This is a genomic window from Micromonospora sp. HM134, from assembly GCF_007833915.1.
Classification (GTDB): domain Bacteria; phylum Actinomycetota; class Actinomycetes; order Mycobacteriales; family Micromonosporaceae; genus Micromonospora; species Micromonospora wenchangensis.
Genome location: NZ_CP041061.1, coordinates 1,269,427 through 1,293,935, shown reverse-complemented (window position 1 = coordinate 1,293,935; position 24,509 = coordinate 1,269,427). Strand labels below are relative to the sequence as shown.

At 68.4% G+C, this 24,509-nt stretch carries 23 protein-coding genes and 2 tRNA genes; 14 read left to right on the top strand and 11 right to left on the bottom strand.

The window, feature by feature from the left end; translation table 11 throughout:
- Positions 1-1,224 precede the first annotated feature (1,224 nt).
- From FJK98_RS06110 to fxsT, 3 genes are read left to right on the top strand one after another with little or no spacing between them, the layout of a single operon-like run.
- Positions 1,225-1,527, top strand: a complete 303-nt coding sequence (locus tag FJK98_RS06110; RefSeq protein ID WP_145918153.1) for a CU044_2847 family protein — start codon at positions 1,225-1,227, stop codon at positions 1,525-1,527.
- A gap of 4 nt (positions 1,528-1,531) precedes the next feature.
- Positions 1,532-2,716, top strand: a complete 1,185-nt coding sequence (locus FJK98_RS06105) for a TIR domain-containing protein (protein WP_145918152.1) — start codon at positions 1,532-1,534, stop codon at positions 2,714-2,716.
- Positions 2,713-5,436, top strand: coding sequence for an FxSxx-COOH system tetratricopeptide repeat protein (gene fxsT, locus FJK98_RS06100; protein WP_145918151.1), 2,724 nt, complete (start codon positions 2,713-2,715; stop codon positions 5,434-5,436). The genes FJK98_RS06105 and fxsT overlap by 4 nt, the downstream gene beginning before the upstream one ends.
- A gap of 203 nt (positions 5,437-5,639) precedes the next feature.
- Here the strand turns inward: fxsT and FJK98_RS06095 are convergent, their stop codons facing one another.
- Positions 5,640-6,044 (bottom strand): hypothetical protein, encoded by a 405-nt coding sequence (locus FJK98_RS06095; RefSeq protein WP_145918150.1) that lies wholly within the window; start codon positions 6,042-6,044, stop codon positions 5,640-5,642.
- Between the two features lie 1,026 nt (positions 6,045-7,070).
- Here FJK98_RS06095 and FJK98_RS06085 point away from each other — a divergent pair.
- The 4 genes from FJK98_RS06085 to FJK98_RS06070 are packed head-to-tail and all read left to right on the top strand — an operon-like array spanning position 7,071 to position 10,445.
- Positions 7,071-7,784: a hypothetical protein gene (locus FJK98_RS06085; RefSeq protein ID WP_145918149.1), complete on the top strand. Its 714-nt coding sequence runs from the start codon at positions 7,071-7,073 to the stop codon at positions 7,782-7,784.
- Positions 7,777-9,021: a TRM11 family methyltransferase gene (locus FJK98_RS06080; RefSeq protein WP_145918148.1), complete on the top strand. Its 1,245-nt coding sequence runs from the start codon at positions 7,777-7,779 to the stop codon at positions 9,019-9,021. The genes FJK98_RS06085 and FJK98_RS06080 overlap by 8 nt, the downstream gene beginning before the upstream one ends.
- The gene (locus tag FJK98_RS06075) at positions 9,018-9,224 is read left to right on the top strand and encodes an AlpA family transcriptional regulator (RefSeq protein ID WP_145918147.1); all 207 of its coding nucleotides are present in this window, start codon (positions 9,018-9,020) and stop codon (positions 9,222-9,224) included. The genes FJK98_RS06080 and FJK98_RS06075 overlap by 4 nt, the downstream gene beginning before the upstream one ends.
- 3 nt (positions 9,225-9,227) lie before the next feature.
- Positions 9,228-10,445 carry a site-specific integrase gene (locus FJK98_RS06070; protein ID WP_145918146.1) on the top strand — a complete coding sequence of 406 codons (1,218 nt, stop codon included), beginning with the start codon at positions 9,228-9,230 and terminating at the stop codon, positions 10,443-10,445.
- A gap of 142 nt (positions 10,446-10,587) precedes the next feature.
- On the opposite strand, the gene FJK98_RS06065 is transcribed toward FJK98_RS06070, so the two are convergent.
- Positions 10,588-10,663: transfer RNA gene (locus tag FJK98_RS06065), tRNA-Lys, on the bottom strand.
- 187 nt (positions 10,664-10,850) lie between these two features.
- On the opposite strand from FJK98_RS06065, the gene FJK98_RS06060 reads away from it, so the two are divergent.
- Positions 10,851-12,125: an Ig-like domain-containing protein gene (locus FJK98_RS06060; RefSeq protein WP_145918145.1), complete on the top strand. Its 1,275-nt coding sequence runs from the start codon at positions 10,851-10,853 to the stop codon at positions 12,123-12,125.
- Positions 12,126-12,297: 172 nt separating this feature from the next.
- Positions 12,298-13,581, top strand: coding sequence for an Ig-like domain-containing protein (locus FJK98_RS06055; RefSeq protein ID WP_145918144.1), 1,284 nt, complete (start codon positions 12,298-12,300; stop codon positions 13,579-13,581).
- A 151-nt stretch (positions 13,582-13,732) separates the two neighbouring features.
- Here the strand turns inward: FJK98_RS06055 and FJK98_RS06050 are convergent.
- Both FJK98_RS06050 and orn read right to left on the bottom strand, forming a co-directional pair.
- A tRNA-His gene (locus FJK98_RS06050) sits at positions 13,733-13,805 on the bottom strand.
- Between the two features lie 99 nt (positions 13,806-13,904).
- Entirely contained in the window at positions 13,905-14,462 is a 558-nt protein-coding gene (gene orn, locus FJK98_RS06045) for an oligoribonuclease (RefSeq protein WP_228543009.1), read from the bottom strand.
- Between the two features lie 106 nt (positions 14,463-14,568).
- Between orn and FJK98_RS06040 the strand changes: the two genes are divergently transcribed.
- Positions 14,569-15,843 carry a glycosyltransferase family 87 protein gene (locus FJK98_RS06040; protein WP_145918143.1) on the top strand — a complete coding sequence of 425 codons (1,275 nt, stop codon included), beginning with the start codon at positions 14,569-14,571 and terminating at the stop codon, positions 15,841-15,843.
- Positions 15,844-16,044: 201 nt separating this feature from the next.
- Here FJK98_RS06040 and FJK98_RS06035 read toward each other — a convergent pair whose 3' ends face one another.
- On the bottom strand, positions 16,045-16,779 hold the full coding sequence (locus tag FJK98_RS06035) for a YcnI family protein (RefSeq protein WP_145918142.1): 735 nt from the start codon (positions 16,777-16,779) through the stop codon (positions 16,045-16,047).
- Between the two features lie 17 nt (positions 16,780-16,796).
- Positions 16,797-18,452, bottom strand: a complete 1,656-nt coding sequence (locus FJK98_RS06030) for a copper resistance CopC/CopD family protein (RefSeq protein ID WP_145918141.1) — start codon at positions 18,450-18,452, stop codon at positions 16,797-16,799.
- 352 nt (positions 18,453-18,804) lie between these two features.
- Here FJK98_RS06030 and FJK98_RS06025 point away from each other — a divergent pair, with 352 nt between their 5' ends.
- From FJK98_RS06025 to FJK98_RS06015, 3 genes are read left to right on the top strand one after another with little or no spacing between them, the layout of a single operon-like run.
- Positions 18,805-19,329: a MauE/DoxX family redox-associated membrane protein gene (locus FJK98_RS06025; protein ID WP_145918140.1), complete on the top strand. Its 525-nt coding sequence runs from the start codon at positions 18,805-18,807 to the stop codon at positions 19,327-19,329.
- Complete coding sequence (locus tag FJK98_RS06020; RefSeq protein ID WP_145918139.1) at positions 19,322-20,038, top strand: thioredoxin domain-containing protein; 717 nt, start codon at positions 19,322-19,324, stop codon at positions 20,036-20,038. Before FJK98_RS06025 ends, FJK98_RS06020 begins: the two co-directional genes overlap by 8 nt.
- Positions 20,035-21,129, top strand: a complete 1,095-nt coding sequence (locus FJK98_RS06015; protein ID WP_145918138.1) for a hypothetical protein — start codon at positions 20,035-20,037, stop codon at positions 21,127-21,129. Before FJK98_RS06020 ends, FJK98_RS06015 begins: the two co-directional genes overlap by 4 nt.
- Positions 21,130-21,177: 48 nt before the next feature.
- On the opposite strand, the gene FJK98_RS06010 is transcribed toward FJK98_RS06015, so the two are convergent.
- The 5 genes from FJK98_RS06010 to FJK98_RS34505 form a co-directional block, all read right to left on the bottom strand.
- Entirely contained in the window at positions 21,178-21,942 is a 765-nt protein-coding gene (locus FJK98_RS06010; RefSeq protein ID WP_145918137.1) for an energy-coupling factor ABC transporter ATP-binding protein, read from the bottom strand.
- Entirely contained in the window at positions 21,939-22,709 is a 771-nt protein-coding gene (cbiQ, locus tag FJK98_RS06005) for a cobalt ECF transporter T component CbiQ (protein ID WP_145918136.1), read from the bottom strand. Before cbiQ ends, FJK98_RS06010 begins: the two co-directional genes overlap by 4 nt.
- 14 nt (positions 22,710-22,723) lie before the next feature.
- Positions 22,724-23,101, bottom strand: a complete 378-nt coding sequence (locus tag FJK98_RS06000) for a PDGLE domain-containing protein (RefSeq protein WP_145918135.1) — start codon at positions 23,099-23,101, stop codon at positions 22,724-22,726.
- Positions 23,098-23,817 carry an energy-coupling factor ABC transporter permease gene (locus FJK98_RS05995; RefSeq protein WP_145918134.1) on the bottom strand — a complete coding sequence of 240 codons (720 nt, stop codon included), beginning with the start codon at positions 23,815-23,817 and terminating at the stop codon, positions 23,098-23,100. The genes FJK98_RS06000 and FJK98_RS05995 overlap by 4 nt, the downstream gene beginning before the upstream one ends.
- Before the next feature lie 82 nt (positions 23,818-23,899).
- Positions 23,900-24,031, bottom strand: a complete 132-nt coding sequence (locus FJK98_RS34505; RefSeq protein ID WP_255470132.1) for a hypothetical protein — start codon at positions 24,029-24,031, stop codon at positions 23,900-23,902.
- On the opposite strand from FJK98_RS34505, the gene bcp reads away from it, so the two are divergent.
- On the top strand, positions 24,030-24,506 hold the full coding sequence (bcp, locus tag FJK98_RS05990) for a thioredoxin-dependent thiol peroxidase (protein WP_145918133.1): 477 nt from the start codon (positions 24,030-24,032) through the stop codon (positions 24,504-24,506). The genes FJK98_RS34505 and bcp overlap by 2 nt on opposite strands.
- The last annotated feature ends 3 nt before the right edge of the window (positions 24,507-24,509 follow it).

Genomic DNA, 24,509 nt, shown 5'->3' with positions numbered 1-24,509 from the left:
GGTGGTGCTCCCTCGTGGTGACCATGTGCCGGTCGGCGGGAGTGCCGATCGGCGGAGTGCCACCACGCCAACAGGGTCGTTGCACAGATCATGAACACTGCTGATCTCGCTCTAGGCGTCTCGACGCGTGTTCAACCCTGGACCTCGCCGTCACTCGTCAACGCACCGCGGCATGAACCGGAGGACGTTGCGCTCCACGGCGTGCAATCCGTGGCCAGGCCGTTCACAGACCACAGTGCCAGCGCACCCACGCAGAGGCTGCGCCCCTTGAACACACGCCGACCATGACCGAGCCCCTGGCATCGCGGAGGAAGGCGGGCAGGACTTCCCACCGCGCCCCATGGCGATGCTGCTCAAGGCTGAGGCGGTCAGAGAGGTTCCGACGGCGCACGCAGAAATGATCTTGTTCAATCACTGAGGATCTTGTTCAGGGCGGACGGCGTCGCGTGACACCTTCGCCGAGTTTGGTCTACATCCGAAGGCTTACCCTCTGCCAGCGCCAATTGCCGCAAATCCGTAGGGCTACCGACATCGCCCCCTCGCCGAGAGCGATTGTGGCCGCCGGCGATGGGCGGGAGGGCATCGAGCGGCGAGTCCGCAGCGACCAGGGCAGCATGGGTGGCGCCCTGGCGCCGGCGGTGACGGCGGCAACTCCAAGCAGCGTGGCGGCCAACCTTTGCGATGTGCAGCAGCGCCCGCAAGGCCCACCTGCGGCGAATCGCCAAGACGGCGAGGAGTTGCGCCAGCCGAAACAACTCTCGCTCCGCCGCCGACGGTTGCGGAGGCTGAGCAGCACTTGTCTGCCATCGCATGATCCTTCTCGGGCAGGCCAGTCGCCTGCCCGACGAACAAGTTAGGTCAGAGAGGGAAACCGCCGCCCTCCGCCACTAACTTGACTGAGGCTCCCTTCGCCGAGAGCAGAGTGAGCGCAGAGAGAGGGACTGTCGGGTAGACGACCGAGGGTTTAGCTTTCCATCGCTACCCCTAGCGCTTGGTCAATAAGACCAGGTGTGTGAGCTATGCACGCTTTAGACGCTACGCCCTTATTGCGATTGCCTATTACATGACCTGCAGAAAGGCGACGACGACCCCGGATTCAGCCCACGTTCTGCCATCCAGCGGCGACAAAGCTCTGGCCACATGGCTCTCCGTCGGGCTTTTTGCCAATCTAATGCTGGCTGATAAGCTCCCTCCCCCAACGTCGAGCTTGAGGGTGGAGCGGACATGAGCGAGATTCATGTTCAGGTCGTGCCAAAGAACGGGACAAGAGGTGACCTGTCCGGCAGCAAGTTGATCGAGAACCTCAAGGACCGCATTGGGGAATTGGGGGATTCAATCCTTGAAGTCTCGGCGCAACTGCAGGGGCAACTGGCAAAGGCAGAGAAGAAAGAACCGGGAGCTGCATGGCACCTCTCGGAGGCGCAAATAACATTCTCCCTTGACTTAGAGGCCGAGGCTGGAGTGATTATTTCACGAACGTCCGCAGGCGCAAGCTTTGAAGTGTCATTGAGCTGGAGCCGCGAGTAAGCTGATGGCGGATGCGCTTCCGGCAATAGGTGGAATTTGCCTCGATGCGGATAACCCCGATGTAGACAAGCTCGTCGGCAGCACTTTCGCTATATCAGATTCGATTGCCCTCACGGCATTTCATTGCATCGGAGATAGAGACTCCGGGACCGTCAAAAATCAGCGCGTAGGCATTTGGTTCCACGACCGATTCCTGTATGCCAACGTCGTGGACCGCCTACCAGGAATAGACGTGGCCGTGCTTGAAATCGAAGAGGACTTGCCAGACACCTTGACGCCTGTCTCGGTAGCCTCAGCCACGCCTGTCCCGTCAAAGTTCACAACCATCGGCTGGCCAGCCAGTCGCCCTTTCTCATCGCACTATTTGGCGATTTCCGGCGAGATCGTGAACGCCGCTTGCAAGATATTCGACGATGCACCCGCCCTCCAACTCTATTGCGTACAAGCGCAAACGTTGTCCCTGCATGGCTATAGCGGGGCACCCGTGCTTGTTGGAGGAAACGAGCTAGCTGCCACTGGCTTAATACGGTGGAATCCGCAGCAGCCAGAAGCGCCTGACTTAGCAATAGGTGGCACAGTCTACGCTACGCCCATTTCAGCGATACTTAAAGAATCCGGCTATCTGCAATCTATCGGCGAACTGGTAATTGTCGCCAAAGAGCCCGAGCATGGGTACTGCATTAGCCACAGCAACGCCGACTTGGAGATTGCTCGCTGGATTGGAGACGTCCTACGCCAGGAAGGTCTCGGAGTTCGCGTAAGAGGAGAATACGTCCGCCCAGGAATGAACTACATTCCGCTACTTCGCGAAGCACACGAGAAGTACAGCGACATGATAGTACTTTTATCCACCTCAACTTTTAAATGCGACTCTCCTTCCCACAAGACCGAGCTCGAATTGATAAGCTCCGGCGAAATCCCTGGCGACGTTATTCCGGTACGCATAGATACATCCAGAATACCGGACTTTATCTACCATATTGAGCCCGTCGATCTACGTGGGCACTCTTCTGAAGATGAGATCAAAGAAGCCCTGCTTGAGGGCTTAGCCGCAAGAAGGCACCTGAAGCCTTCGGCGCCAAGCTTCCCCGCCGATCGGTTGATAAGCAAGAAGCCGACTGCGCTATCGCGCTCCCGCCTGCCGCGGGTTACTCTGGCAGACAGTCGACGGATCGAGGGTGGTGCATGACTCGCATCGAGGACAGCGCGCTCACCAGAGTCTACCTGAGCTACGCGCAGGGAAACGCTGCACGGGCAGCCGAGGTTGCAACAGTGCTGAGCAAGGCTGGCTGCGACGTTCGACTAGAAGCGTTGGATGTGCGACCCGGTAGAGACTTCTTGTCGATCTTCGACCATGCAACGGCCACGTCGGATGCGGTGGTTGTCCTGATTAGCCACCTATACGCCGCAACTGCAGGTTTCAGTCGAAACGACTGGATTACCTGCACCTTGGGTCGGCGCACACCGGTCGTTCCCATGGTATTGGATGATGTTGACGCGCAGTATTACCTAGGGCCATTCGAGCTTTTACATGCGGATTCGCTAACCTCTGACGATATCATCAGAACGATCCGCCAGCTATCGCCACCGCCCAACCGAAGCACAAATCGAATAGTCGGCATCCTCGCCAAAAGGTCCCTGTTGTCCGCGACGCAAAGCGACGACGCAACGAGCAGCAGCGGTCTACGCTCGCCCATATGGCACGTTCCAATTGATTCTAGAACGTACTTTACTGGCCGAAGCGATTTGCTCAATATCCTTTACCGCGAAGCGATGACCAGCAGGTCCGCGATACTAACTCACGGTCTGACTGGGCGTGGAGGCGTCGGCAAAAGCCGCTTGGCCGCAGAGTATGCTCATCGCCATCGTCAAGACTATGATCTAGTTTGGTGGGTGCGCTCATCAGCCCAGTCAACGATGAACGAGGACTTGGCGCGCCTAGGCGAAGAGCTTGGAGTATGGGCACCCAACCGTAACAGGTGGCAGGACGCCGGCATAAAGGTACGTGAGTGGCTAGAAACCACAAAAAGCCGATGGCTGCTTGTCTTTGATGACGTCGTCGAACCTGACATCGTGCAGCGAGCGCTTCCCTCAAAGGGGCACGGGCACGTTCTTATAACCACACGCAACTCATCGGATGTTCCGTTCAATGCTCGTCCGGTCTTCGTGGACGTCTTGCCGGTAGATGCTGCAGTCGAGTTCCTGCTATCTAGAACGGGCGCTACCGACGATAGCGGCGCAAAGAAGGTCGCGCGCCAGCTTGGCTACCTTGCTTTAGCACTTGAACAGGCATCTGCGTACATCGCGGCCACTGGCATTGGGTTCGGCGATTACCTTCGCCAATTCACATTGTATCGCCGCCGCTCCCTTCGTCAACTCCTTCGACAAAGCCGCCTTCGAAAGCTCTCGACCGAACAACGCATTACTGCAGGGTTGGCTGCTTCATGCAAGCTCGCGATTGATGCGGCAGCAGAAGCTGACCCGAGAACAAAGGGTCTCCTAGAGAGTTTTTCCTTCCTCGATACGACACCACTCGAACTTGATCTCGTGCGAGATCTCGAGCCTTCCCTGAAGATCTCGCTGCGGCCATTGCGGCTTCTCTCTCGCTATGCGCTTATTGAGTTCGCCGCCAACGAAAGCACTATTGTTCATCCCCTAGTTCAGCAGGTCATCCGGGAGCATTTATCTGAGCAAAAAGAAGACGAGATCAAGAAACATCTTCTGCGTTGGATTGTGAATAACCTGCCAGAACGCTCGGACGACAGAAGACATTGGAGGGTATGCGGAAGCCTGGCACCACACGCTGCCTCACTCCTTGAGGACAAGGATAGCGATGAAAAATCTTCCGCTCAGCTCGTCCTGCATCGCTTAGGCAAGTACTTTTACTCGCGAGGTGATAGCCGCTCCGCAATCCTATACTTACAACGCGCTGCTGCCGCAATGCTTAGATCCGCGACGTCACCCGCAGATGCCAGCGATGTAATCTTGAACGACCTTGCTGTTCTCTGTGCCGAGGAAGGAGACTGGGCGCAGGCAGTCGAGGTAGGCATCCAGATTATCCAGCGTAGAATTGGCGCAGTATCCGCAACTACGATCGATGCCTCTCTCGTGACCTTCGCCAGCAATGTCGCCGCCGCGTTAGCCGATTCAGGCCGATTGGACGATGCGGATGACATGTTCCGGCGCCTGCACGATGGTCTTAAGATAGCCTCGAGCCTAGATCCGGAGGTTTCTTCAGCGCTCGTCGCCGCACGGCATAATTGGGCCACCGTTCTTGACGAATTGGGCAGATTTGCGGAGGCCGAGTCCGTCTACCGAGAAGTGTTGAGTTGCAAGCATGTCGAGTACGGATCGACGCACCCAGAGACGCTAGTGACTCTTCTAGGTTTGACTCAGATATTGCGCAAAAGAGGCGACTTTGCAGGAGCCATGGCGCTAGCTGAGAGCGCATTCAAAAATGCTGAGCGCTCGCTGGGCGAATACCACGCAATTACCCTCAGCGCCCTCGATTTGCTAGCAGCATTGAGCGATGACATCCGAGACCCCGGAGCATCTTTCGTCTTTGCAGAACGTGCATACGCTCGCAGATCTGACGCCGTGGGCACCCACCATCCTTCTACGATGGAAGCTCTGCATAATCTTGCGTCGATTGCACGACGCACGGGTGATGTGAATCAGGCACAGAACCTGCTTGAACGCCTCGTTAAGGCCCTTGAAAGCACTCTCGGACCCCAACATCCACGTACCGTGGGGGTGGTGCAGGAATTAGCGATGCTCCGCCAGGAAGGCAATTATCGGACGATGAACCGAACCCGAAGCTTGGTAGAAGCGATGCGACCGGAAGATAATGAAGCATTCTCCGTTACTCGCCGGCGACTATTCTTAGATCAAGTGGAAGTTCTGGACTGAAGACGAGGTAAGTAGGATTTGGGCGGGTCCGTCCAGGATGTCTCGTAACTCGATGATGGCGTTGCCTGGCAACGGTGCGGGTGTCACGGATGATGTAAGTGGAGGCGGGCGATAGCATGGAAGCCTGCCCGCCCTACGACTGACCACAACAGACAGGAAGTGCGCTCACCCGCTCACCCCGCGACTAGCATCGACATCCGCAGCTACCCGGCCGACGCCGGGAAGGCATCAACCACGGCGATGAACTGCGGGAACTTCAGATCAGGCAGGTGCGGCTGGAGTACTAAGTACTCCCGCAATCTGTCCCCTTGTGGCAACATCCGCCACTGCCCGGACCGGACGGTGGCCGCCCGGCACCGGACGACCCGTCGCCCGACGTGGCCACTATGCTGCCGACCGCCGGGAGCACCGGTGTAGAGACGGATCTTCGCGAGGTGGTCGTGGGCGTCAGCCAAGGTTGGCATGTGATTGGGATCGTCGACATTGGCGAGCCCGGCTCGTACGAGATCCTTTTCCAGAACGGTGGCGTCGGTGTCGGCATTCGACGGGTTGGTTCTGTGGCCGGCGACCCGCAACCGATGTTCCTGAACGCCGAGCGAGTAGCGCATCCCTGCACTCCATGCGTCTGCTGTAGCGAGTGCGGCTGCAACCACCCCTACAGCGGGCAGGCCATGTGCGGAGCCTGCGCTCAGTACAGTCGGTGGGCTGCCGAGACACGGCCGCTACTCGATCGTTACCTGGCGGCAGTCGGCTCCAAGGATGCCTTCGTCGAGACCGACGGCCGCACCCACGCCGTGGGCTGCCCTTCCCTCAAGAGGAACGTCAACGACGCCTCCGACGCGTTGACCGCAGGATGCACCCACCGGCAGGAGCATTACGTCCGTGTGCCGGAGGTCCTCGGGCCGGAGGCACCGCGACGCAAACGGTGCGCCGTCTGCTGCCCCGACGTCATCGTGGCGACCAGCGCGGAGCCAGCACGTGGCACGAAGGGGAAGTTCGTGGCCCAGCAGGCCCCATCGGCTGGCTGAATCGCGGCTGGTCGCGGCACCGCCACCGCACTACCGCTCCCCCCACGTCGGGCCGCCACATCTCGATCTCCCCATCCAGCCGCCCCCTGCGAATGTCGCTCAGGGCGGCAGCTAGCCGACCTCACTGGCATTGACTAGCAACTGCAGCACCTCGAAGGGCGCGTGAGGTCGGATTAGATCACTACCAGGCCCGCCGGTACGACGCCTGGTACCGGCACATAACTCTCGTTCTGTGCGCCCACGCCTACCTCGCCGTCACCGCCGCCCACGCTCAAAGGGGGGCGCCGAATCCGATGACGGCCTCATCCCCCTCACCCTCGGCGAGGTCCGCCGTCTCCTGGCACACCTGATCACCACCACCCGAACCTTCGACCACATACATCGATGGTCACGATGGCGACGCCGACACCAGTACCGCGCCAGAACAGCCCACTACCAGCGAAGACTCCAACTTCATCAGGTGAGGCTGGAGTACTAAGCGCTCCGGCCGTACCTGCTTAGGCACATCTTGGACCCGTACGCCGGCAGGGGTCTGGTTTCCAATCCGAGGTCCAGATTTGTAATCCATTGGTGTCAGCGCTCGTCGGCGGACGTGGCCCACACGCCATGCCGAAGCCCAGCTCCACCGCTCCCGACGACCGGCCTCAGCCGGTACCGGTCGGGTTGCTCCTCCCCCACGCCCGCACACCGCGCACGCACCGCCCGGAAGTGCCGGACTGGCACGGACTATCCCCGAACCACCTCGCCTATCTCATCCGCCGATACACCAACGCCGGGGATGTGGTTCTCGACCTCGACGCGCACCCTGCCGTCCTCGCCGCGACCACCTACCTGCACCGGATACCAGCTCAGCTGCACACCGACCCCCACGGTCTGCGCCTGTGGCTCCCACCTTCCGCACGGCCGAACTCCGGCGTGCCTCATCGGCCCGATCAGGGTGTCGACCTGATCCTGGCGGCACTACCACAGACGATCGAGCAACTTCACGACGACGTGAACACCGCAATGAGCACCTGGCAGCCACTGCTGCGCCCCGGCGGGTTCCTGATCGCCGGACTCACCACCGCGCCACCCCCACCCGGCGGGTTCAGCTACCGCGCGACGGTCATCGCCGCCGCCCGCGCCGCCGGCCTCTTCTACCACCAACACATCCCCGCCGTCCTCGTCCCGCTCCCCGAGCACGAACCGCGCAGCGACCCGGAACGCCCCGACGAAGGCGACGACCGACGGCGGCTGCTCGCCGGTCGGCACCTTCCGACGTTCCGGGACCTGGTCGTGTTCGGGACCACCGCCACCGGTGAGGAGAACGCCCATGCCTGAGCCTCGTCCGTCGCAACGGGCCACCGGCCTGCACAACTCCACACCGCCGTACCCTGACGGGCCCGATCTGGCGGCCCTGCTCGCCGAGGGCTACCTCGGCACGGTCTGGCTCACCGGCCAGCACCCGTCCCGCGACCTACGACGCGGCCGATACACCCCCGAGTCACTGACCCACCCCGGCAAGATGCTGCCCACCATCGCCCGGTACGCCATCCGCACCTACACCAACCCCGGCGACGTGGTCCTCGACCCCATGGCCGGCATCGGCACCACCATCATCGAAGCCATGCACCTCGGCCGCCACGGCGTCGGCATCGAGTACGAAGCCGAATGGGTCGCCAAAGCAGCCGACAACATCCGCCACACCCACCAAGGCGGCGCACCAGGCCGGGGCGAGATCTACCACGGAGACTCCACCGCCCTACCGGCCCTGCTGCCGGCAAGCCTGCACGGACAGGTGTCCCTGGTGATCACCTCACCGCCCTACGGGCCGTCCACCCACGGCCACGTCCGCACACCAGGCCCGAGACGCGGACAGGTCCGCAAGATCAACCACAGGTACGGCAGCAGCGACAACCTCGCCTACCGCACCCCCGGCCAACTCGCCGACGGGTTCACCGCGATCCTCACCGGCTGCCACCAACTCCTGCGTCCCGGCGGACACGTCATCGTCACCGCCCGCCCCTACCGCCGCCACGGCGAACTCATCGACATCCCCGGCATGGTCGCCGCCGCCGGCACCAACGCCGGCCTCGAACTCGTCGAGGAGTGCATCGCCCTCATCTGCGGCGTCCGCGACGGCCGGATCATCCCCCGCGCCTCGTTCTTCCAGCAGAAGAACATCCGCGACGCCATCGCCACCGGCGACCCGCAATGGCTCCTGCAACACGAGGACGTCGCCGTTTTCCGCCGCCCGACGAACTCCAGCGCACACGATGCCGAGAGCTGGCCAGACGGCACCACCGCGCACGCCGACCAGCTTGATGCCTCCGCCCCGCATGACGTGGATCGACGTGCACAGGCGGTGCCCCGCGGAAACGCCAATCCCGGCGGCAGCGCCATCGATCCCCGGTCCCACCCGGACCGGGACGATGAAAGGACACCCGATCCGTGCCCGCCCCATCTGCACCCCACTCCAGGGGACGTACGACGCGCCCCCACCGACCGCCGGTGGTCCGACGATCCCCCCAGGTCATACCCCCAGCCCGGCTCACCCACCGCGACGGGCCCGCAGTGAGCGCCCCGGCCGCCGAGTGGCGGCCTGACCCCCTCCTGACCATCGATGACGTCGCGGCCTGGCTGGGCAAGCCGAAGAACACCCTCTACGCCTGGCACAGCCGAGCCAAAGGGCCACGCGCCATCCGCGTCGGCAACACCCTGCGCTACCGACGCAGCGAGGTCGAACGCTGGCTCGACGCCCACACCGACCCGGAGCGCTGACCCATGGCCCGACCTCCGCTACCCATCGGCACTTGGGGCAACATCCGCACCGAGAAGCTCGGCCCCAACCGGTACTGCGCCCGAACCCGCTACCGCGATCACGACGGTAAGACCCGTGACGTCGAGGCCACCGACACCACCGGCCCGGCCGCCATTCGCGCGCTGAAGATCAAGTTACGTGACCGGGTGGCCCCCAACGACGACGAGATCACCCGGGAGACGCACGTCAGCACGCTCGCTGCTCGGTGGTTGGAAGAGATCACCGCAGAGGAGCGTGTCTCGCCGCAGAGCATCAGCAGGTACGAGATCAGCGTGCGGGTCTCCATCGTGCCCGCCCTGGGTGATCTACGGATTCGAGAGGCAAGCGCGGGCCGCATCGACAAGTTCCTGCGCAAGATCGCCGAGGATCGCCCGTCGGCCGCCAAGAGCGCGAAGGTGGTCCTCGGCCAGATGTTGGCCCTGGCCGTACGGCGCGGCGCGCTCACCACCAACCCCATCCGCGACACCAGCCGCCTACGCAAGCCACGCAAGACCGTCGTCGCCCTCGAACGGGAACAACTCGACGACGTCCGCGCGGCGATCCGGAGGTGGCAACAGCCGACCCCCGGCAAGTCAGGCCCTCGCCCGACCAGCGACCTGGCCGACATCGTTGACCTCATGCTCGCCACCGGAGCCCGCATCGGCGAGATCCTGGCGCTGCGGTGGGAAGACCTGGATCTCGCCGTCGAACACCCCGTCCTGACGATCTGCGGCACCATCATCTACGTCAAAGGCCAGGGCTTCTTCCGCCAGGAGTGGACGAAGACCGACGCGGGCTTCCGGTCAGTGGTCCTGCCCCGCTTCGCGGTCGGAATGCTGATGGCCCGCAAGCTCGACGCCGCCGACAACCCCCACGACGCGATCTTCGCCTCCCGACGCGGCACCTGGCTCTCCCCGCCGAACGTCCGCCGGCAGTGGCGTGCAGCCCGCGCCGACACCGGCCTCGAATGGGTCACCCCGCACACCTTCCGCAAGACCGTCGCCACCCTGATCGACAGGGAGGCCAACACCGACAGCGCCGCCGCCCAGCTCGGGCACGGAAGCAACGAGATCACCAAGAAGCACTACATCGTCAAGGCCGCCCTCGCCCCGGACAGCTCCGCCATCCTCGAACAGCTCGGCGGAAGGCCAACGTCAGGCGATCCGGAGAAACCCGGCCCTGGCCCGCAGCCGACCGCATAGCCGGGCAGCGGCGGCAGCACCACACGCCCCGTCGAATGTGATCGCCCCACGGCGTTACTGAGGGGTTTACGGGGGGCGGTTCAAAACTACATAGACAAACATCAAGGCCCTGCCCAGCTACATGCTGGTCAGGGCCTTTTTGTGGTGCGCCGCCAGGGACTCGAACCCCGAACCCGCGGATTAAGAGTCCGCTGCTCTGCCAGTTGAGCTAGCGGCGCTCGTTGGCAACGGAGAGAACATTAGCACGGGCCATGAGCGGGGTTCCAATCCGATACCCGGCTCCACCCTTCGGGCGAGCTTAACGGGCAAAAGCTCCCACATCCCCCCGACAGCGCACGTCCGGGATCGAGCCGGTGGCCGGCATGGGGCACGATGTCCGCCAGGCACGCGAGAACAGAGGTGGGGATGGGCAGGTTCACGCGGGGCGGGGCGATGGCGGGCGCTCTCGTCCTGGCGGCGTCGCTGGCTCTGGCCGGTTGCGGCGGCGACCAGAAGAAGGAAGCCGAGTTCGTCGGCGGCACCGTGGCTACGCCGAGCGCCGGGGCGGCAACCCCGGAGCAGTCCGGCGGCGCGTCGCCGTCGGCGCCGACGGCGGACGGTCTGACGGTCAGCCCGGCGGACGGGGCGAAGAGCAGACCGGTCAGCACCGAGATCAGCGCCAGCCTCCCGGATGGCGGAAAGGTCTCCTCGGTCACCCTCACCACGGGTGACGGCAAGCAGGTCGACGGAAAGCTGCGTCTGGACGGCAGCTCCTGGGTGCCGTCGTCGGCCCTGAAGTACAACACCAGGTACACCGCCACGGTGACCGGCACCGGCGCGGACGGTCAGCCCCGGCAGGGGGTGAGTAGGTTCACCACGATGGCCAAGCCGAAGTCGATGATCGGTTCCGGCCTGTACCTCTTCGACGACCGGACGTACGGCGTGGCCATGCCGGTGGTGGCCGAGTTCAGCCCGGGCATCCCGAAGAAGGACCGGGCGGCCGTCCAGAAGCGGATGTTCGTCAAGACCGATCCGCCGCAGCCGGGGGCCTGGCACTGGGTCTCCAACGGCACGCAGGCGTACTACCGGGCGCCGGAGTACTGGCAGCCGGGGACGACGTTGAGCGTCCGGATCGCGTTGGCCGGGATTCCGCTGAGCAACGGCCGGTACGGCAACGTCGACCGGTCGGCCACCGCCAAGATCGGGCGGTCCTTCGAGATGAAGGTGGACAACGCCACCAAGCAGATGGAGGTCTTCCAGGGCGGCCAGTTGATCAAGACGCTGCCGGTCAGCCTGGGCAAGAAGAGCACCCCGTCGTCCAGCGGCACCATGGTGGTGATGGAGAAGAAGGAGAAGACCGTCTTCGACACCATGGACGAGCCGGACCCGGCCAACCAGTACCGCACCGAGATCGATTTCGCCCAGCGGCTGACCTGGGGCGGCGAGTACATCCACGCGGCACCGTGGTCCGAGGGGGTGCAGGGCCGGCGTAACGTCTCGCACGGCTGCGTCAACGTGTCGATGGCGATGGGTCGGTGGCTCTTCTCCCAGACGAAGGTGGGCGACCCGATCACGGTCAAGGGCACCCCGCGCAAGCTCGAACCGGGCAACGGGTGGACGGCATGGAGCCTGACCTGGGCGGATTTCGTCAAGGGCAGCGCGGTGCCGGTGCCGCAGGGCGGCTCGGGTCCACTGGTCTGACCTCCGGTCCGGGTCGGCGCGCCGCGCCGACCCGGACCGGCACGGGCCGATGACCCAGCGTGGTCGCGCCCCGCTCGGCGGCGTGTTTCAGTTCACCCTTCGCAACCGACGGGCGTGCCGCCGCGTCTGTGAGGGACGATGGGACATCGGGGACCACAACTGTGAGGGAATCATGCGAGTTGTCCAGGACCACCTGACCGGGCGTACCGGTCGACGCCGGGTGCTCGCGGCGGGGGTCCTCGCCGCGGCGCTGGCCCTCACCTCCGCCTGCACCGGCTCCGGCGGCGACAAGCCGTCGAGCTGGCAGGGCGGCGGCGAGGAGGCCGCGCCGAAGGCCAGCGCGACGATCACCGAACCGAAGGCCGACGCCACCGACGTCCCGGCCTCCACCGGCATCGTCTTCACCGCCAAGGACGCGAAGGACACCACCGTCGCGCTCACCGACGCCGCCGGCAAGGCCGTCGAGGGCAAGCTCGCCGCCGACGGCGCGAGCTGGCTGCCCACCGGCGCCCTGGAGTACGGCGAGAAGTACACCGCCACCGTCACGGCGACCGGTGAGGACGGCAAGCCGGCCACGGCCACCAGCGCCTTCACGGTGATGGCCAAGCCGGACAAGCAGGTGCGGGTGACCAGCTTCCTCGGCGACAACCAGGTGGTCGGCGTGGGCATGCCGCTGATCGTGAAGTTCGGTCGGGCCGTCCCGGAGGACTACCGCGACGACGTGCAGCGTCGGATGACGGTCACCAGCACCCCGGCCCAGGAGGGCGTCTGGCACTGGGTCAGCCCCACCGAGGTCCGCTACCGCCCCAAGGAGTTCTGGCAGCCGGGCACGACGGTCTCGTACCGGGTGCAGGCCGGTGGGCTGCCGATGGGCGACGGCTGGTACGGCCGGTCCGACCTGACCGTGGACGTCAAGATCGGCCCGTCGGTCGTGATGCAGGTCGACAACAAGACCAAGCGGATGACCGTCACCAAGGACGGCAAGGTCGTCAAGACCATCCTGGTCAGCCTGGGCAAGAAGAGCACCCCCTCGTCCAGCGGCACGATGGTGGTGATCGAGAAGCTCCGCAAGACGGTCTTCGACACCATGGAGGAGCTGGGCCCCGAGGAGGGCTACCGCACCAAGATCGACTACGCCCAGCGGCTCACCTGGGGTGGCGAGTTCATCCACGCCGCCCCCTGGTCGGAGGGGCAGCAGGGCAGCACGAACGTCTCGCACGGCTGCGTGAACGTGTCGATGAAGGACGGAGCCTGGCTGTTCGCCAACACCAAGGTCGGTGACCCGATCACCGTCAAGGGCACCGAGCGCAAGCTCCAGAACGGCAACGGCTGGACCGACTGGAACATGAGCTGGGACCAGTACGTCAAGGGCAGCGCACTGCCGTACGACCCGGACGCCGGGCAGCCGGACGCCGGGAACAGCACCGGGACGCCGAGCGCCGAGCCGACGCCCTGACCCCTGCGGCAGACCGCACCGGACCGGCCCCCGCCACCAGGCGGGGGCCGGTTCGCGTGCACGACACCCCGGCCCTGAGGCGACTCAGGCCCGGAAACGACTCAGGCCCCCTCATGTGAGGGGGCCTGTGGTGGATAACATCCACTAACCGGGTGACTGATGGGAATTGAACCCACGACAACCGGGACCACAACCCGGTGCTCTGCCAACTGAGCTACAGCCACCATGCCGTCCGCGCCGGTTTCCCGGGCGGGTGCGGACTAATAATAGCCACACCCGGGCGGCGCCCGTCCAGCGGGTTGCGCCCATCGGCGGGCACCGGCCTAGAGCTGCGCCGCGATCGCCTTCGCCGTCTCGACGTCCGGGCCGGGCAGCGGCACGAACAGGGTGCGCCGGTAGTACTCCAGCTCGCGGATGCTCTCCCGGATGTCGGCCAGGGCCCGGTGCGCCAGCCCCTTGCGCGGCTGGCCGAAGTACACCCGGGGGTACCAGCGCCGGCACAGCTCCTTGATCGACGACACGTCGATCATGCGGTAGTGCAGGTGGGCGTCGAGCCGGGTCATGTCCCGGGCGATGAAGCCCCGGTCGGTGGCGATCGAGTTGCCGCACAGCGGCGCGGTACGCGGGTCCTTCACGTGGCTGGTGACGTACTCCAGGACCAGGTCCTCGGCTTCGGCGAGGGTGACCGTGGAGCGGCGCACCTCCTCGGTGAGCCCGGATTTGGCGTGCATGGTGCGGACGATCTCCGGCATCGCCTCCAGGGCCGCCTCGTCGGCGTGGATGACCACGTCCACGCCCTCCCCGAGCACGTTGAGGTCGGGGTCGGTGACCAGTGCGGCCACCTCGATCAGCTTGTCGCTGCCGAGGTCGAGCCCGGTCATCTCACAGTCGATCCAGACGAGAAGGTCAGCCACCGGGACAGACTACGCGCAGCCCAGGTCCCCGCGCCTCGGCACTGTCGGGGGGTGGGACCGCTAGGGTTTCCCCGTGCCCGCCGAATCCGTCGCTCCCCCCGTCACCACCCCGGAGGACCAGCGGAGCCGTACCGTCCGTCGGGTCGTCACGGTGCTGGCGCTGGCCGCCGTGCTGCCGGCGCTCTACCTGCCGGGCCTGGTGCACGACTTCTTCGACCTGAAGATCTACATGCGGGCGATGGACTGGTGGGCGTCCGGGCACCCGCTCTACGACTACGTGCAGCCCGACCGGGTGCAGGGTGAGCTGTACTTCACGTACCCGCCGTTCAGTGCCCTGCTGCTGCGGCCGTTCGGGGTGCTGCCGCTGGGCCTGACCATCGTCATCTTCACGGCGCTGACCTGCGTCGCCGTCGTGGTCACCACCCGGTGGCTGGTGCTGCCGGTGATCGAGCGGCATGGTCTGCGCCGGACGTACGCGCTCACCGTGGCGGTGCTGCTGGTCTTCGCGGTGGAGAGCACCCGGGAGACGATCACCTTCGGTCAGATCAACATGCTGCTGGTGGTGCTGATCCTGGCCGACCTGCTGTTCGCCGTACCGCAGGCGCGGCGCTGGGCCGGGGTGGGCGTCGGGCTGGCCACGGCGCTCAAGCTGTTCCCGGGCATCTTCATCGTCTACCTGCTGGTGACCCGGCGGTGGCGGGCGGCGGCGGTGGCGAGCGTCACGGCGGCGGCGGCGACGCTGCTGGCCGCCGCGGTGGCCCCCCGCGACTCGTGGCGGTTCTGGACCCACGAGCTGTGGGCCACCGACCGGGTGGGGCGCACCGACTACACCGGCAACCAGTCGCTGTTCGGCCTGCTCAGCCGGATCGACGCGCCGCAGGAGCCGAACCGGCTGCTCTGGCTGGTGCTGGTCGTGGCGATCCTCGGGTACGGGTTGTGGCGGGCGGCCCGCGCCGCCGGGGCCGGTGACTGGCTGACCGGCCTCACCCTCACCGGACTGGTCGGCGGCCTGGTCAGCCCGATCACCTGGACCCACCACATCTACTGGTTCATCCCGGCGGTGGTGGTGCTGGTGGACGCGGCGCTCGACGCCGACCCGCAGTCCCCGGCGGGGGCGCGCCGCCGGCGGCGGCTGCTCACCCTCGCCGTCGGCACCGGCCTGGTGATCGTCTACGGGGTGGTCTCGTTCTACGACTGGGGGGTGGCGCCGGCCCGCACGGACAACCCCTGGGAGTTCCTGCTGCGCAACGCGTACGTGCTGCTGGCGCTGCTGCTGCTCGTGTTGCTGCCGGTCCGGCGACAGCGGGAGCGGGCGCCCGTGCCGACCGCCCACCGGCAGCACCAATAGGACAGACATTCCCTTGTCCGACCTTTGGCGCTAATCTGGGCTCAGTCGGTCACGACCCACGGCACACCGATCCCCCGGTGAGACGGCCCTCCGCGTCGGCAGCGCGGAGGGCCGTCACCGCGTCCGGGCCCGTCCGACGTCACCGCACGACGCGACCGGCCCGCCGGACGGGGTCCGACGGGCCGGTGCGGGTGGTACGGGTCAGGACTTCGGCGTCGGCTCCCGCCGGGTCCGGGCGAAGGCCAGCCCGCCGAGGGCCAGCCCACCGAGGCCGGCCAGCAGCCCGGCGACACCCAGCACGACCGCCGTCGAACCCGAGTCGTCGTCATCGTCGTCGTCCTTCGCGGCCGGCGCGCCCGCCGCCGCCGGGGCCGCCGAGGGGGACGCGGCCGCCGCCGTCAGGGTCAGCACCGGCGCCGGGTTCTCCGGCTCCTCCGCACCCGGCGTGGGCTCCTCGATCCAGCGCGACACGTTGCCGTCGGAGTAGGTCTGGAGCGTCTTGAGGACCATCTTGTCCACCTGCGGCAGCGGACCCAACGAGACCGGGAACTCCTGGAACTCGCCCGGCTTGACGCCCCCACCGGCGGCGGCCGTCCAGGTGAGCTTCGACACCGCCTCGGTGAGCTGGCTGCCGTGCACCTCGATCGGCGGGTCCACCTTGCGCTTCTCCACCGCCACCGTCCACCCCGGCACCGGCATCGTGGAGACCGAGCCGACCGGGGCGTTCTCCGGCAGGTTCACCTCGATCTTGACGGTGGAGGCGGTGTCGCTCTCGTTGGGCACCCGGATGGCGAACCGGCCGTAGCTGCCCTGGGTCGCCTCCTTCGGGTTGACCGTGACGTGCGCCGCGGCCGGCCCGGCGAAGCCGAGCACCGTGGCGGTGACGGCGGCGAGGGTGAGCGTGGCGGCGGATGCGGAGCGCCGGAGACGGATCATCGGGGACGGGCCCTTCTTTACTTGATCGGCACGGTGGCGGTCACCGTGGCCTGGTCGATATCGGACGTACGGACCGTGAAGCGCAGTTGCCACTGGCCCGCCGACGGGAAGCTGAACTCCCCCGTCGCGTGGTTGTCGGTGAGTTTGAGCAGCGGGATGTCGATCGGTTCGACGCCGGCCGAGGGCAGCGCGGCCGTGGCCTTCCACTCCACCACCGGCTGCGGCCGGTTGTCCGGCGTGTACGCGTACAGGTGCATCGAGTTGTTGCCCCGCTCGGCCGGGTCCAGCTCCACCTGGAGCGAGTAGATCGGGCTGGTCAGCGTGGTCGAGTAGTAGCCGGCGTCGGCACCGGAACCCCCGTCGACTGCGGTCCGGGCCGGCGGGGTCTGCACCAGGGTCGCCGTCACGCCCAGGATCACCGCGGTGATCGCCAGCTCCACCCAGACCGCGCGCCGCACCGGCAGCGGCCGGGCCGCCGCGGTCCGCCGGCGCACCAACTGCCGGGAGTACGCGGCCACGGCCACCACCAGCGCGAACAGCCCGATCTTGGCGAGCAGCAGCCGACCGTACGTGGTGCCGGTGAGCGCCTCGACGCTGGCCACCTCGATCAGCCCCTGCACGACGCCGGCCAGCAGCAGCGCCGCCACCGCCAGCGCCGCCCAGCGGGACCAGATCGGCAGGATCGCCCCCAGCTCCCGCTCGTCGGCCCGGCGCAGCAGGAACCCGGCCAGCATCACCAGGCCGCCCAGCCAGACCGCCATGCTGCCCAGGTGCACCGCGTCGACGAGGACCGACACCGCCGGGGCCGGGGAGGCCGCCGGGTGCCCGGCCAGCGGCCAGGTGAACAACCCGGCCACCCCGAGCCCGGTCAGGATGATCCCGTCGGTACGCCCCACCGGCCCCCGGGTCAGCGGCCGGAGCAGGAACACCGCCGCCGCGAGCAGGCCCAGCCGGATCAGGTGGGCGGTGCCGTACCCGCTGCCCAGCACCTCGGACAGGCCCTCCCCGGTGACGTCGAACAACCCCCCACCGGCGGTGTACGGCACCTGCATCCACACCTCGGCCACCGTCGCGACGGCCAGCAGCCCCACGCCGGACCAGAGCAGCCGGGCCGGCCCGCGCCGGGACAGCCGCAGCGGCCAGAGCGCGGCCAGCACCAGCGCCGGACCCACCACCAGCAGTAGGCCGGCGTACCCCAGGTACTTGGTCACCTTCACGCCCACGCCGACCACCGGATCGGCCCGGCTGTCCGAGCCGGCGTCGGTCGGCGGCGTCGACGGCGCCCCCACCGAATAGGTGAACGCCCCGGACACCGGATGGCTGTCGGCGGAGATCACCCGGTAGCTGACCAGGTAGGTGCCCTGCGGGCCGGCCGGGTCCACCCCGATCGTCACCACCGACCCCTCGAACCGGGGCTCACCCCGGTCGGCGCGGGAGCCGTCCGGCGCGATGACGCGTACCTTGTCGGGCACCTTGCGGACCGACTCGCTGAACGTCAGCACCACCTCTGACGGGGCGCTCGGCACCACGGACGAGGCCACCGGGCTGCTGCTGGAGAGCACGGCGTGGGCGCCCGCCGGCCCGGCCGGGGCGAGCAGCAGGGCGACGAGGGTGACCAGCAGGCCGGCGGCGGCCCCCAGCCGGGCCAGCCGGCGACGATCGACTGCGTTCATCCCGCCATGCTCGCTGACGGCGGGCCGGTACGCCCACCCGGCCACCCCGCGACGGCACGGGGCGTCCACGGCGGCCGGGGCGCCTGCCGCAGGTGGTGGGGCGTCATGAGCAGGTAGTCGTACGGCAGCGGGAAAAAGTTCCCGACGTGAGCGGGACCATGGAAAGGGCCGAAGGACCCTGCCCGCCCCCGCCACGCCGCGTAGCCTGGCTTGTCGTGATCCCCGCTCACCGCGACCCCTCCGCCACCGGCCGTAGCGGGCCACCGCCCGGCCCCGACCGGCCCCCGGTGCCCCGGCCGGCGACCCGGCGACCGGTCACCCCGGGGAACCCGCGAGCCGGGCGGGACGACCAATGAGCGTGACCACCGCGCGTACCCCGGCCGGCCGCTGGCCGCTCGTCCGCCCCTGGCTCGGCGTCGCCGCCCGGCTCGGCCTGGCCGCCGTCTGGCTGTACGCCGGCGCGACGAAGGTCGGTGACCTCGCCGCCTCCGGCCGGGCCGTCAACGCGTACCAGGTGATGCCCTACGAGGTGGCGACGGCGATCGGGGCCGCGCTGCCGTTCGTGGAACTGGCGCTGGGCCTGCTGCTGCTCGCCGGGCTGGCGACCCGGTTGAGCGCCGGGATCTCCGCCGCGCTGCTGGTGGTCTTCATCGCCGGCATCGCCTCGGCCTGGGCCCGTGGCCTGGCCATCGACTGCGGGTGCTTCGGCAGCGGCGGGCAGCTCGCCGCCGGCCAGTCCCCGAGCTACCTCCCGGAGATCCTCCGGGACCTGGGATTCCTGGCCCTGGCCGGATTCCTGCTGATCTGGCCCCGCACCCCGTTCTCGGTGGACGGCTGGCTCGCGGGCGACCCATCCGTGGAGGACGACGATGAGTAGTCGTAAGGGACGCAACCAGGCCGCGCGGGTCGTCCGCGAACAGATCGCCCGGGAGAAGCGTCGCAAGCGGACCCTCTGGACCTCCGTCGGGGCGGTGGTGGTGCTGGTCATCGCCGGCCTGGTCGGGTGGAGCGTCTACTCCAGCCAGAAGTCGGACACCTTCACCGCCCCGCCCGGCGCGAACGACGCCGGCACCGGCGTCGTGCTCGGCACCGGCCCGGTCACCATCGACCTCTACGAGGACTACCTCTGCCCGGCCTGCAAGCAGTTCCAGCAGACCAGCGGGGAGACCGTCAACCAGCTGGTCAGCTCCGGCAAGGCCAAGGTGGTCTTCCACCCGGTCGCCTACCTCAACCGGTTCTCCACCACGGAATACTCCACCCGGTCCTCGGCCGCGTCCGGCTGCGCCGCCAAGGGCGGCAAGTTCAAGGAGTTCACCGACGCGCTGTTCGCCCAACAGCCGCCGGAGGGCAGCGCCGGGCTGAGCAACGACCAGCTGATCGACATCGGCGCGGGCGTCGGGCTGAACAAGGACGACTTCGGCTCCTGCGTCAGGGACGGGACGTACACGGCGTGGACCGAACACGTCACCGACGACGCCAGCAAGGCCGGGGTCACCGGCACCCCGACCATCAAGGTGAACGGCACCGCCGTGGAGGACCGCAGCCCGGCGGGCATCACCGCCGCCGTGGAGGCGGCCGGCAAGTGACCCCGGCACCCCTGCGGCGGGCCGTACTGCTGGTCACCGCCGTACTGCTCGGCCTCCTCGGCGGCGCCGCACCGGCGTACGCGCACGGGGCGGACGCCCCCGACGGCACCGACTACCGCACCACGGTGACCGGGATCACCCCGGCCCGGCCGGGGCTGACCGCGCGGGCCGTCGAGGCGGGCGCCCGGCTCGAACTGGTCAACCACTCCGACCGGGACGTCGAGGTGATCGGCTACTCCGGGGAGCCGTACCTGCGGGTCGGGCCGGGCGGGGTGTACGAGAACGTCCGCTCCCCCGCCACGTACCTCAACCGCACCCTCGCCGGGGACACCGCGCTGCCCGCCACCGCCGACCCGGCCGCCGCCCCGCAGTGGCGCCGGATCGGCGACGACCGGCGGGTCCGCTGGCACGACCAGCGGGCCCTGTGGCGGGAGTCCGGGGTGCCCGCCCCGGTGGCCGCCGACCCGGGCCGGGAACACCGGGTCCGGGAGTGGAGCGTCGCGTTGCGTGACGGCGACGAGCCGGTGGAGCTGCGCGGCACCCTCGACTGGGTGCCGCCACCCGACCCGTACCCCTGGTGGGTGGCCGCCACCCTCGGCGCGCTGCTGGTCGGCGCGGCGGGGCTGCCGCCGGCCGGCACCCGCACGGGTACCCGGGCGTTACGCGGCGTCGGCGGGGTGCTCGCCCTCGGCGGGGCCGCCGCCGTCGCCCTCGTGCTCGGCCGCGAGCTGGACGCCGGGGCGCAGGGCGTCGGCGGGGTGCTGCTCGGGCTGGCCGCCGGGCAGCTCTGGCCGCTGCTGACCGGGCTGGGCGCGGTGGCCGCCGGGGGGTGGGCGCTGGCCCGCCGGCCCGCCGGCGACTTCGTGCTCGCGCTGGCCGGCGCGTGCCTGGCCCTCGTCGTCGGCGTCGCCAACCTGACCGTGCTGTCCCGCGCCGTCGCCCCGGCACCCTGGTCGGGCGGCACCGCGCGGGTGCTGCTGACCGGGGTGCTGGTCGCCGGGGTGGGGGCGGTCGCCGCCGGCCTGCTCCGGCTGCACGCCGCCGCCCGCGCCGCCGGGCCCCGGCCCGCCGACGAGCCGGCCCGGACCTGACCCGCCACCGGACGCCGTTCGGGGCACCGTGCCCCGCCCGTCGGCCGGTCAGCCGATCGGTCGGGGGTGGAAGCCGTAGGGCAGTTCGAGGCGGTGGCGGGAGAGCAGGTCGGCGTCGGCGAGCAGGTCGACGGTGGGCGCGTCGGCGACGATCCGGCCGGCGTCCAGGATGACCGCCCGCTCGCACAGCTGGGCCGCGTAGGGCAGGTCGTGGGTGACCATCAGCAGGGTCACCGGCAGGGCGCGCAGGATCCCGGCCAGTTCCCGGCGGGCCGCCGGGTCCAGGTTGGACGACGGCTCGTCGAGCACCAGGATCTCCGGGCGCATCGCCAGCACGGTGGCCACCGCCACCCGACGCCGCTGCCCGAACGACAGGTGGTGCGGGGCGCGGTCCCGGTGCTCGGCCATCCCCACCGCGGTCAACGCCTCGTCCACCCGGGCGACCAGCTCGGCACCGCGTAACCCCAGGTTGGCCGGGCCGAACGCCACGTCCTCGGCGACCGTGGGCAGGAAGAGCTGGTCGTCCGGGTCCTGGAAGACGACGCCCACCCGACGGCGGATCTCGGCCAGGGTGTCCCGGTCCCGGGACACCGTCAGCCCGCCCACGCTCACCGACCCTTCAGTCGGGGTGAGAATGCCGTTGAGGTGCAGCACCAGCGTGGTCTTGCCCGCGCCGTTCGGGCCGAGCAGGGCCACCCGCCCACCGCGCGGCACGGCCAGGTCCACCCCGGCCAGGGCGACGTGACCGTCCGGGTACGCGTACCGGACGCCACGGACGTCGAGGGAGACAGCGGTCTGCACGTCCCCGATCATGTCAGGACGACGGCGGTGGCGGCGATCGTCACCGCCGCCAGCGGCACGGTCGCCGCCGCCACCCACTGCCCGGCGGTCGCCGCCCCGGAGCCCTGCCAGACCGCCGGCATCCGCCCGGTGTAGCCCCGGGAGAGCATCGCCAGGTAGACCCGCTCGCCCCGTTCGAAGGCCCGCAGGAACAACGCGCCCACCCCGGCCGCGAAGCCCCGCAACTGCCACAGGAACCGTGGGTCGTCACCCCGGGAGATCCGGGCCACCCGCATCCGGCGGGCCTCGCCGACCAGCACGTCGAGGTAGCGCAGCATGAACGTGGCGATCTGGGTGACGATCTGCGGGCACCGCAGCCGGTCCAGGCCGACGATCAGGTCCCGGGTGGTGGTCGTGGCGGCCAGCAGCAGCGACGCGAGCACCCCCAGGGTGCCCTTGGCGACGATGTTCCACGCCCCGTGCAGGCCGTCCACCGACAGGCTCAACCCGGCGAACTCGGTACGCGGCCCCGCCCCGAGGAACGGCAGGGCGACGGCGAACAGCACGAACGGCACCTCGATCGTGGCGCGCAGCAGCAGCCAGCGCGGGCCGACCCGGGCCAGCGTGGCGACGGCGGCGACCAGCAGGGCGTACCCGCCGAAGGCCCAGAACGCCTCGCGCGGGGTGGCCACCACCGCCACGGTGAACAGCACCATCGCGGCGATCTTCACCTCGGGCGCCAGCCGGTGCACCGGGGAGGGGGTGTCCCGGTAGAGCACGTGCGCGTGTCCGGCACCCATGTCGTACCGCCCGGTCAGCCGGCGGTGCCGGCGGACTGCCGGTCGGCGGTGTCGGCCGGGCCACGGCGGCGCAGCAGCCAGAACACGCCACCGCCGACGGCGAAGGTGAGCAGCACGCCGACCACCCCGGACAGGCCGGTGGAGAGGAAGCCGTTGTCCACGCCCCGGATGCCGTAGTCGGCCAGCGGGCTGTCCGCCAACTCGTGGTCCTTCGCCTGCCGGGCCGGGCAGGAGCCGCCGGTGATCTCGTCGTCGGCGTTGACCGTGCAGCCCTTGAGCAGCGACGAGTCCAGCCCGTCGGGGTGCGACGAGGCGTAGTTGCTGACCACCCCGGCCAGCAGCAGGGCGACCAGCAGGCCGACCGCCACGAAACCCCAGGACCGCTTCCTCACCGGGCACCTCCGACAGCCGGGACGGGGGCCGGCGCGGTCGCCGGCTTCAGCGCGCGCAACGCGTAGACCAGGTCGGGTCGGACCTTGGCGACGGTGGCGACCGTGGTCGCCGTGATCAGCCCCTCACCGATGCCGATCAGCAGGTGGACGCCGGCCATCGTGCCGGCCAGGCCGGTCAGGTTGCCGCCCAGGTCGGTGGTGCCGCCCAGCCAGTACTGCACGACGAACCCCTGGGAGGCGACGACCACGCTGACCAGCGCCGAGACGAAGGCGGTCACGGCCAGGCCGGTGGGGGTGCGGGGCAGCACCCGCAGCAGGCCGGCGATCAGCAGGTACGCCGCCGCCGTGCCGAGCAGCGCCATGTTGGTGATGTTCAGGCCGAGCATGGCGACGCCGCCGTCGCCGAAGACCAGGGCCTGCACGATCAGCACCACCGAGACGCAGAGCGCGCCGACCCAGGGGCCGACCAGCAGCGCGGCGAGCGCGCCGCCGAGCAGGTGACCGGAGACCCCGGCCGTGAAGATCGGGAAGTTGAGCATCTGCACGGCGAAGATGAACGCGGCGACCAGGCCGGCCATCGGCGCGAGCCGGTCGTCCAGGTCACGCCGGCCACGCAGCACGCAGAAGGTCAGGGCGGCCAGCGCGACGGCGGCAAAGATCCCCGCGACCGGACCGTTGATGATGCCGTTCGAGATGTGCATCGCCAGGGTTTCCACGTGACCTCCAGTTGGCCGGCAGGCCCAGCCTATTTCCCGGTGCGGGTTGTTGCCAAGATGCGGCAACAAGGCCAGGCGTTGTTCACCGCCGGGCCACCGGCCAGCCCCACCCGGGTTCCGTGCGCGCCCGCCACGACAGCGTGGTGGGGAACGCCCGGGTGTCCCGGCGGGGATCGGCCGGGGTGCCGCCGCCCGGCGGTAGGGTCGTCGCCATGACCGCGCCCGACCGGCTCGCCCCCGGCGACCCCGCTCCCGACTTCACCCTCCCCACCGACACCGGGGACACGCTCTCCCTCGCCGCGCTGCGCGGTCGCCGGGTCATCCTGTACGCCTACCCGGCCGCGATGACCCCCGGCTGCACCAAGCAGGCCTGTGACTTCCGCGACTCGCTCGCCTCGCTCCAGGCCGCCGGCTACGAGGTGGTCGGCATCTCCCCCGACCAGCCCGCCAAGCTGGCGAAGTTCCGCGAGCGTGACGCCATCACCTTCCCGCTCGTCGCCGACGTCGACCGGGCGGTGCTCACCGCGTACGGCGCGTTCGGCGAGAAGCAGTCCTACGGCCGTACGGTGACCGGGGTGATCCGGTCCACCTTCGTCATCGACCCGGACGGGAAGATCGAGCACGCGTTCTACAACGTCAAGGCCACCGGCCACGTCGCCAAGCTGCGCCGCGACCTCGGCCTCGACTGAACG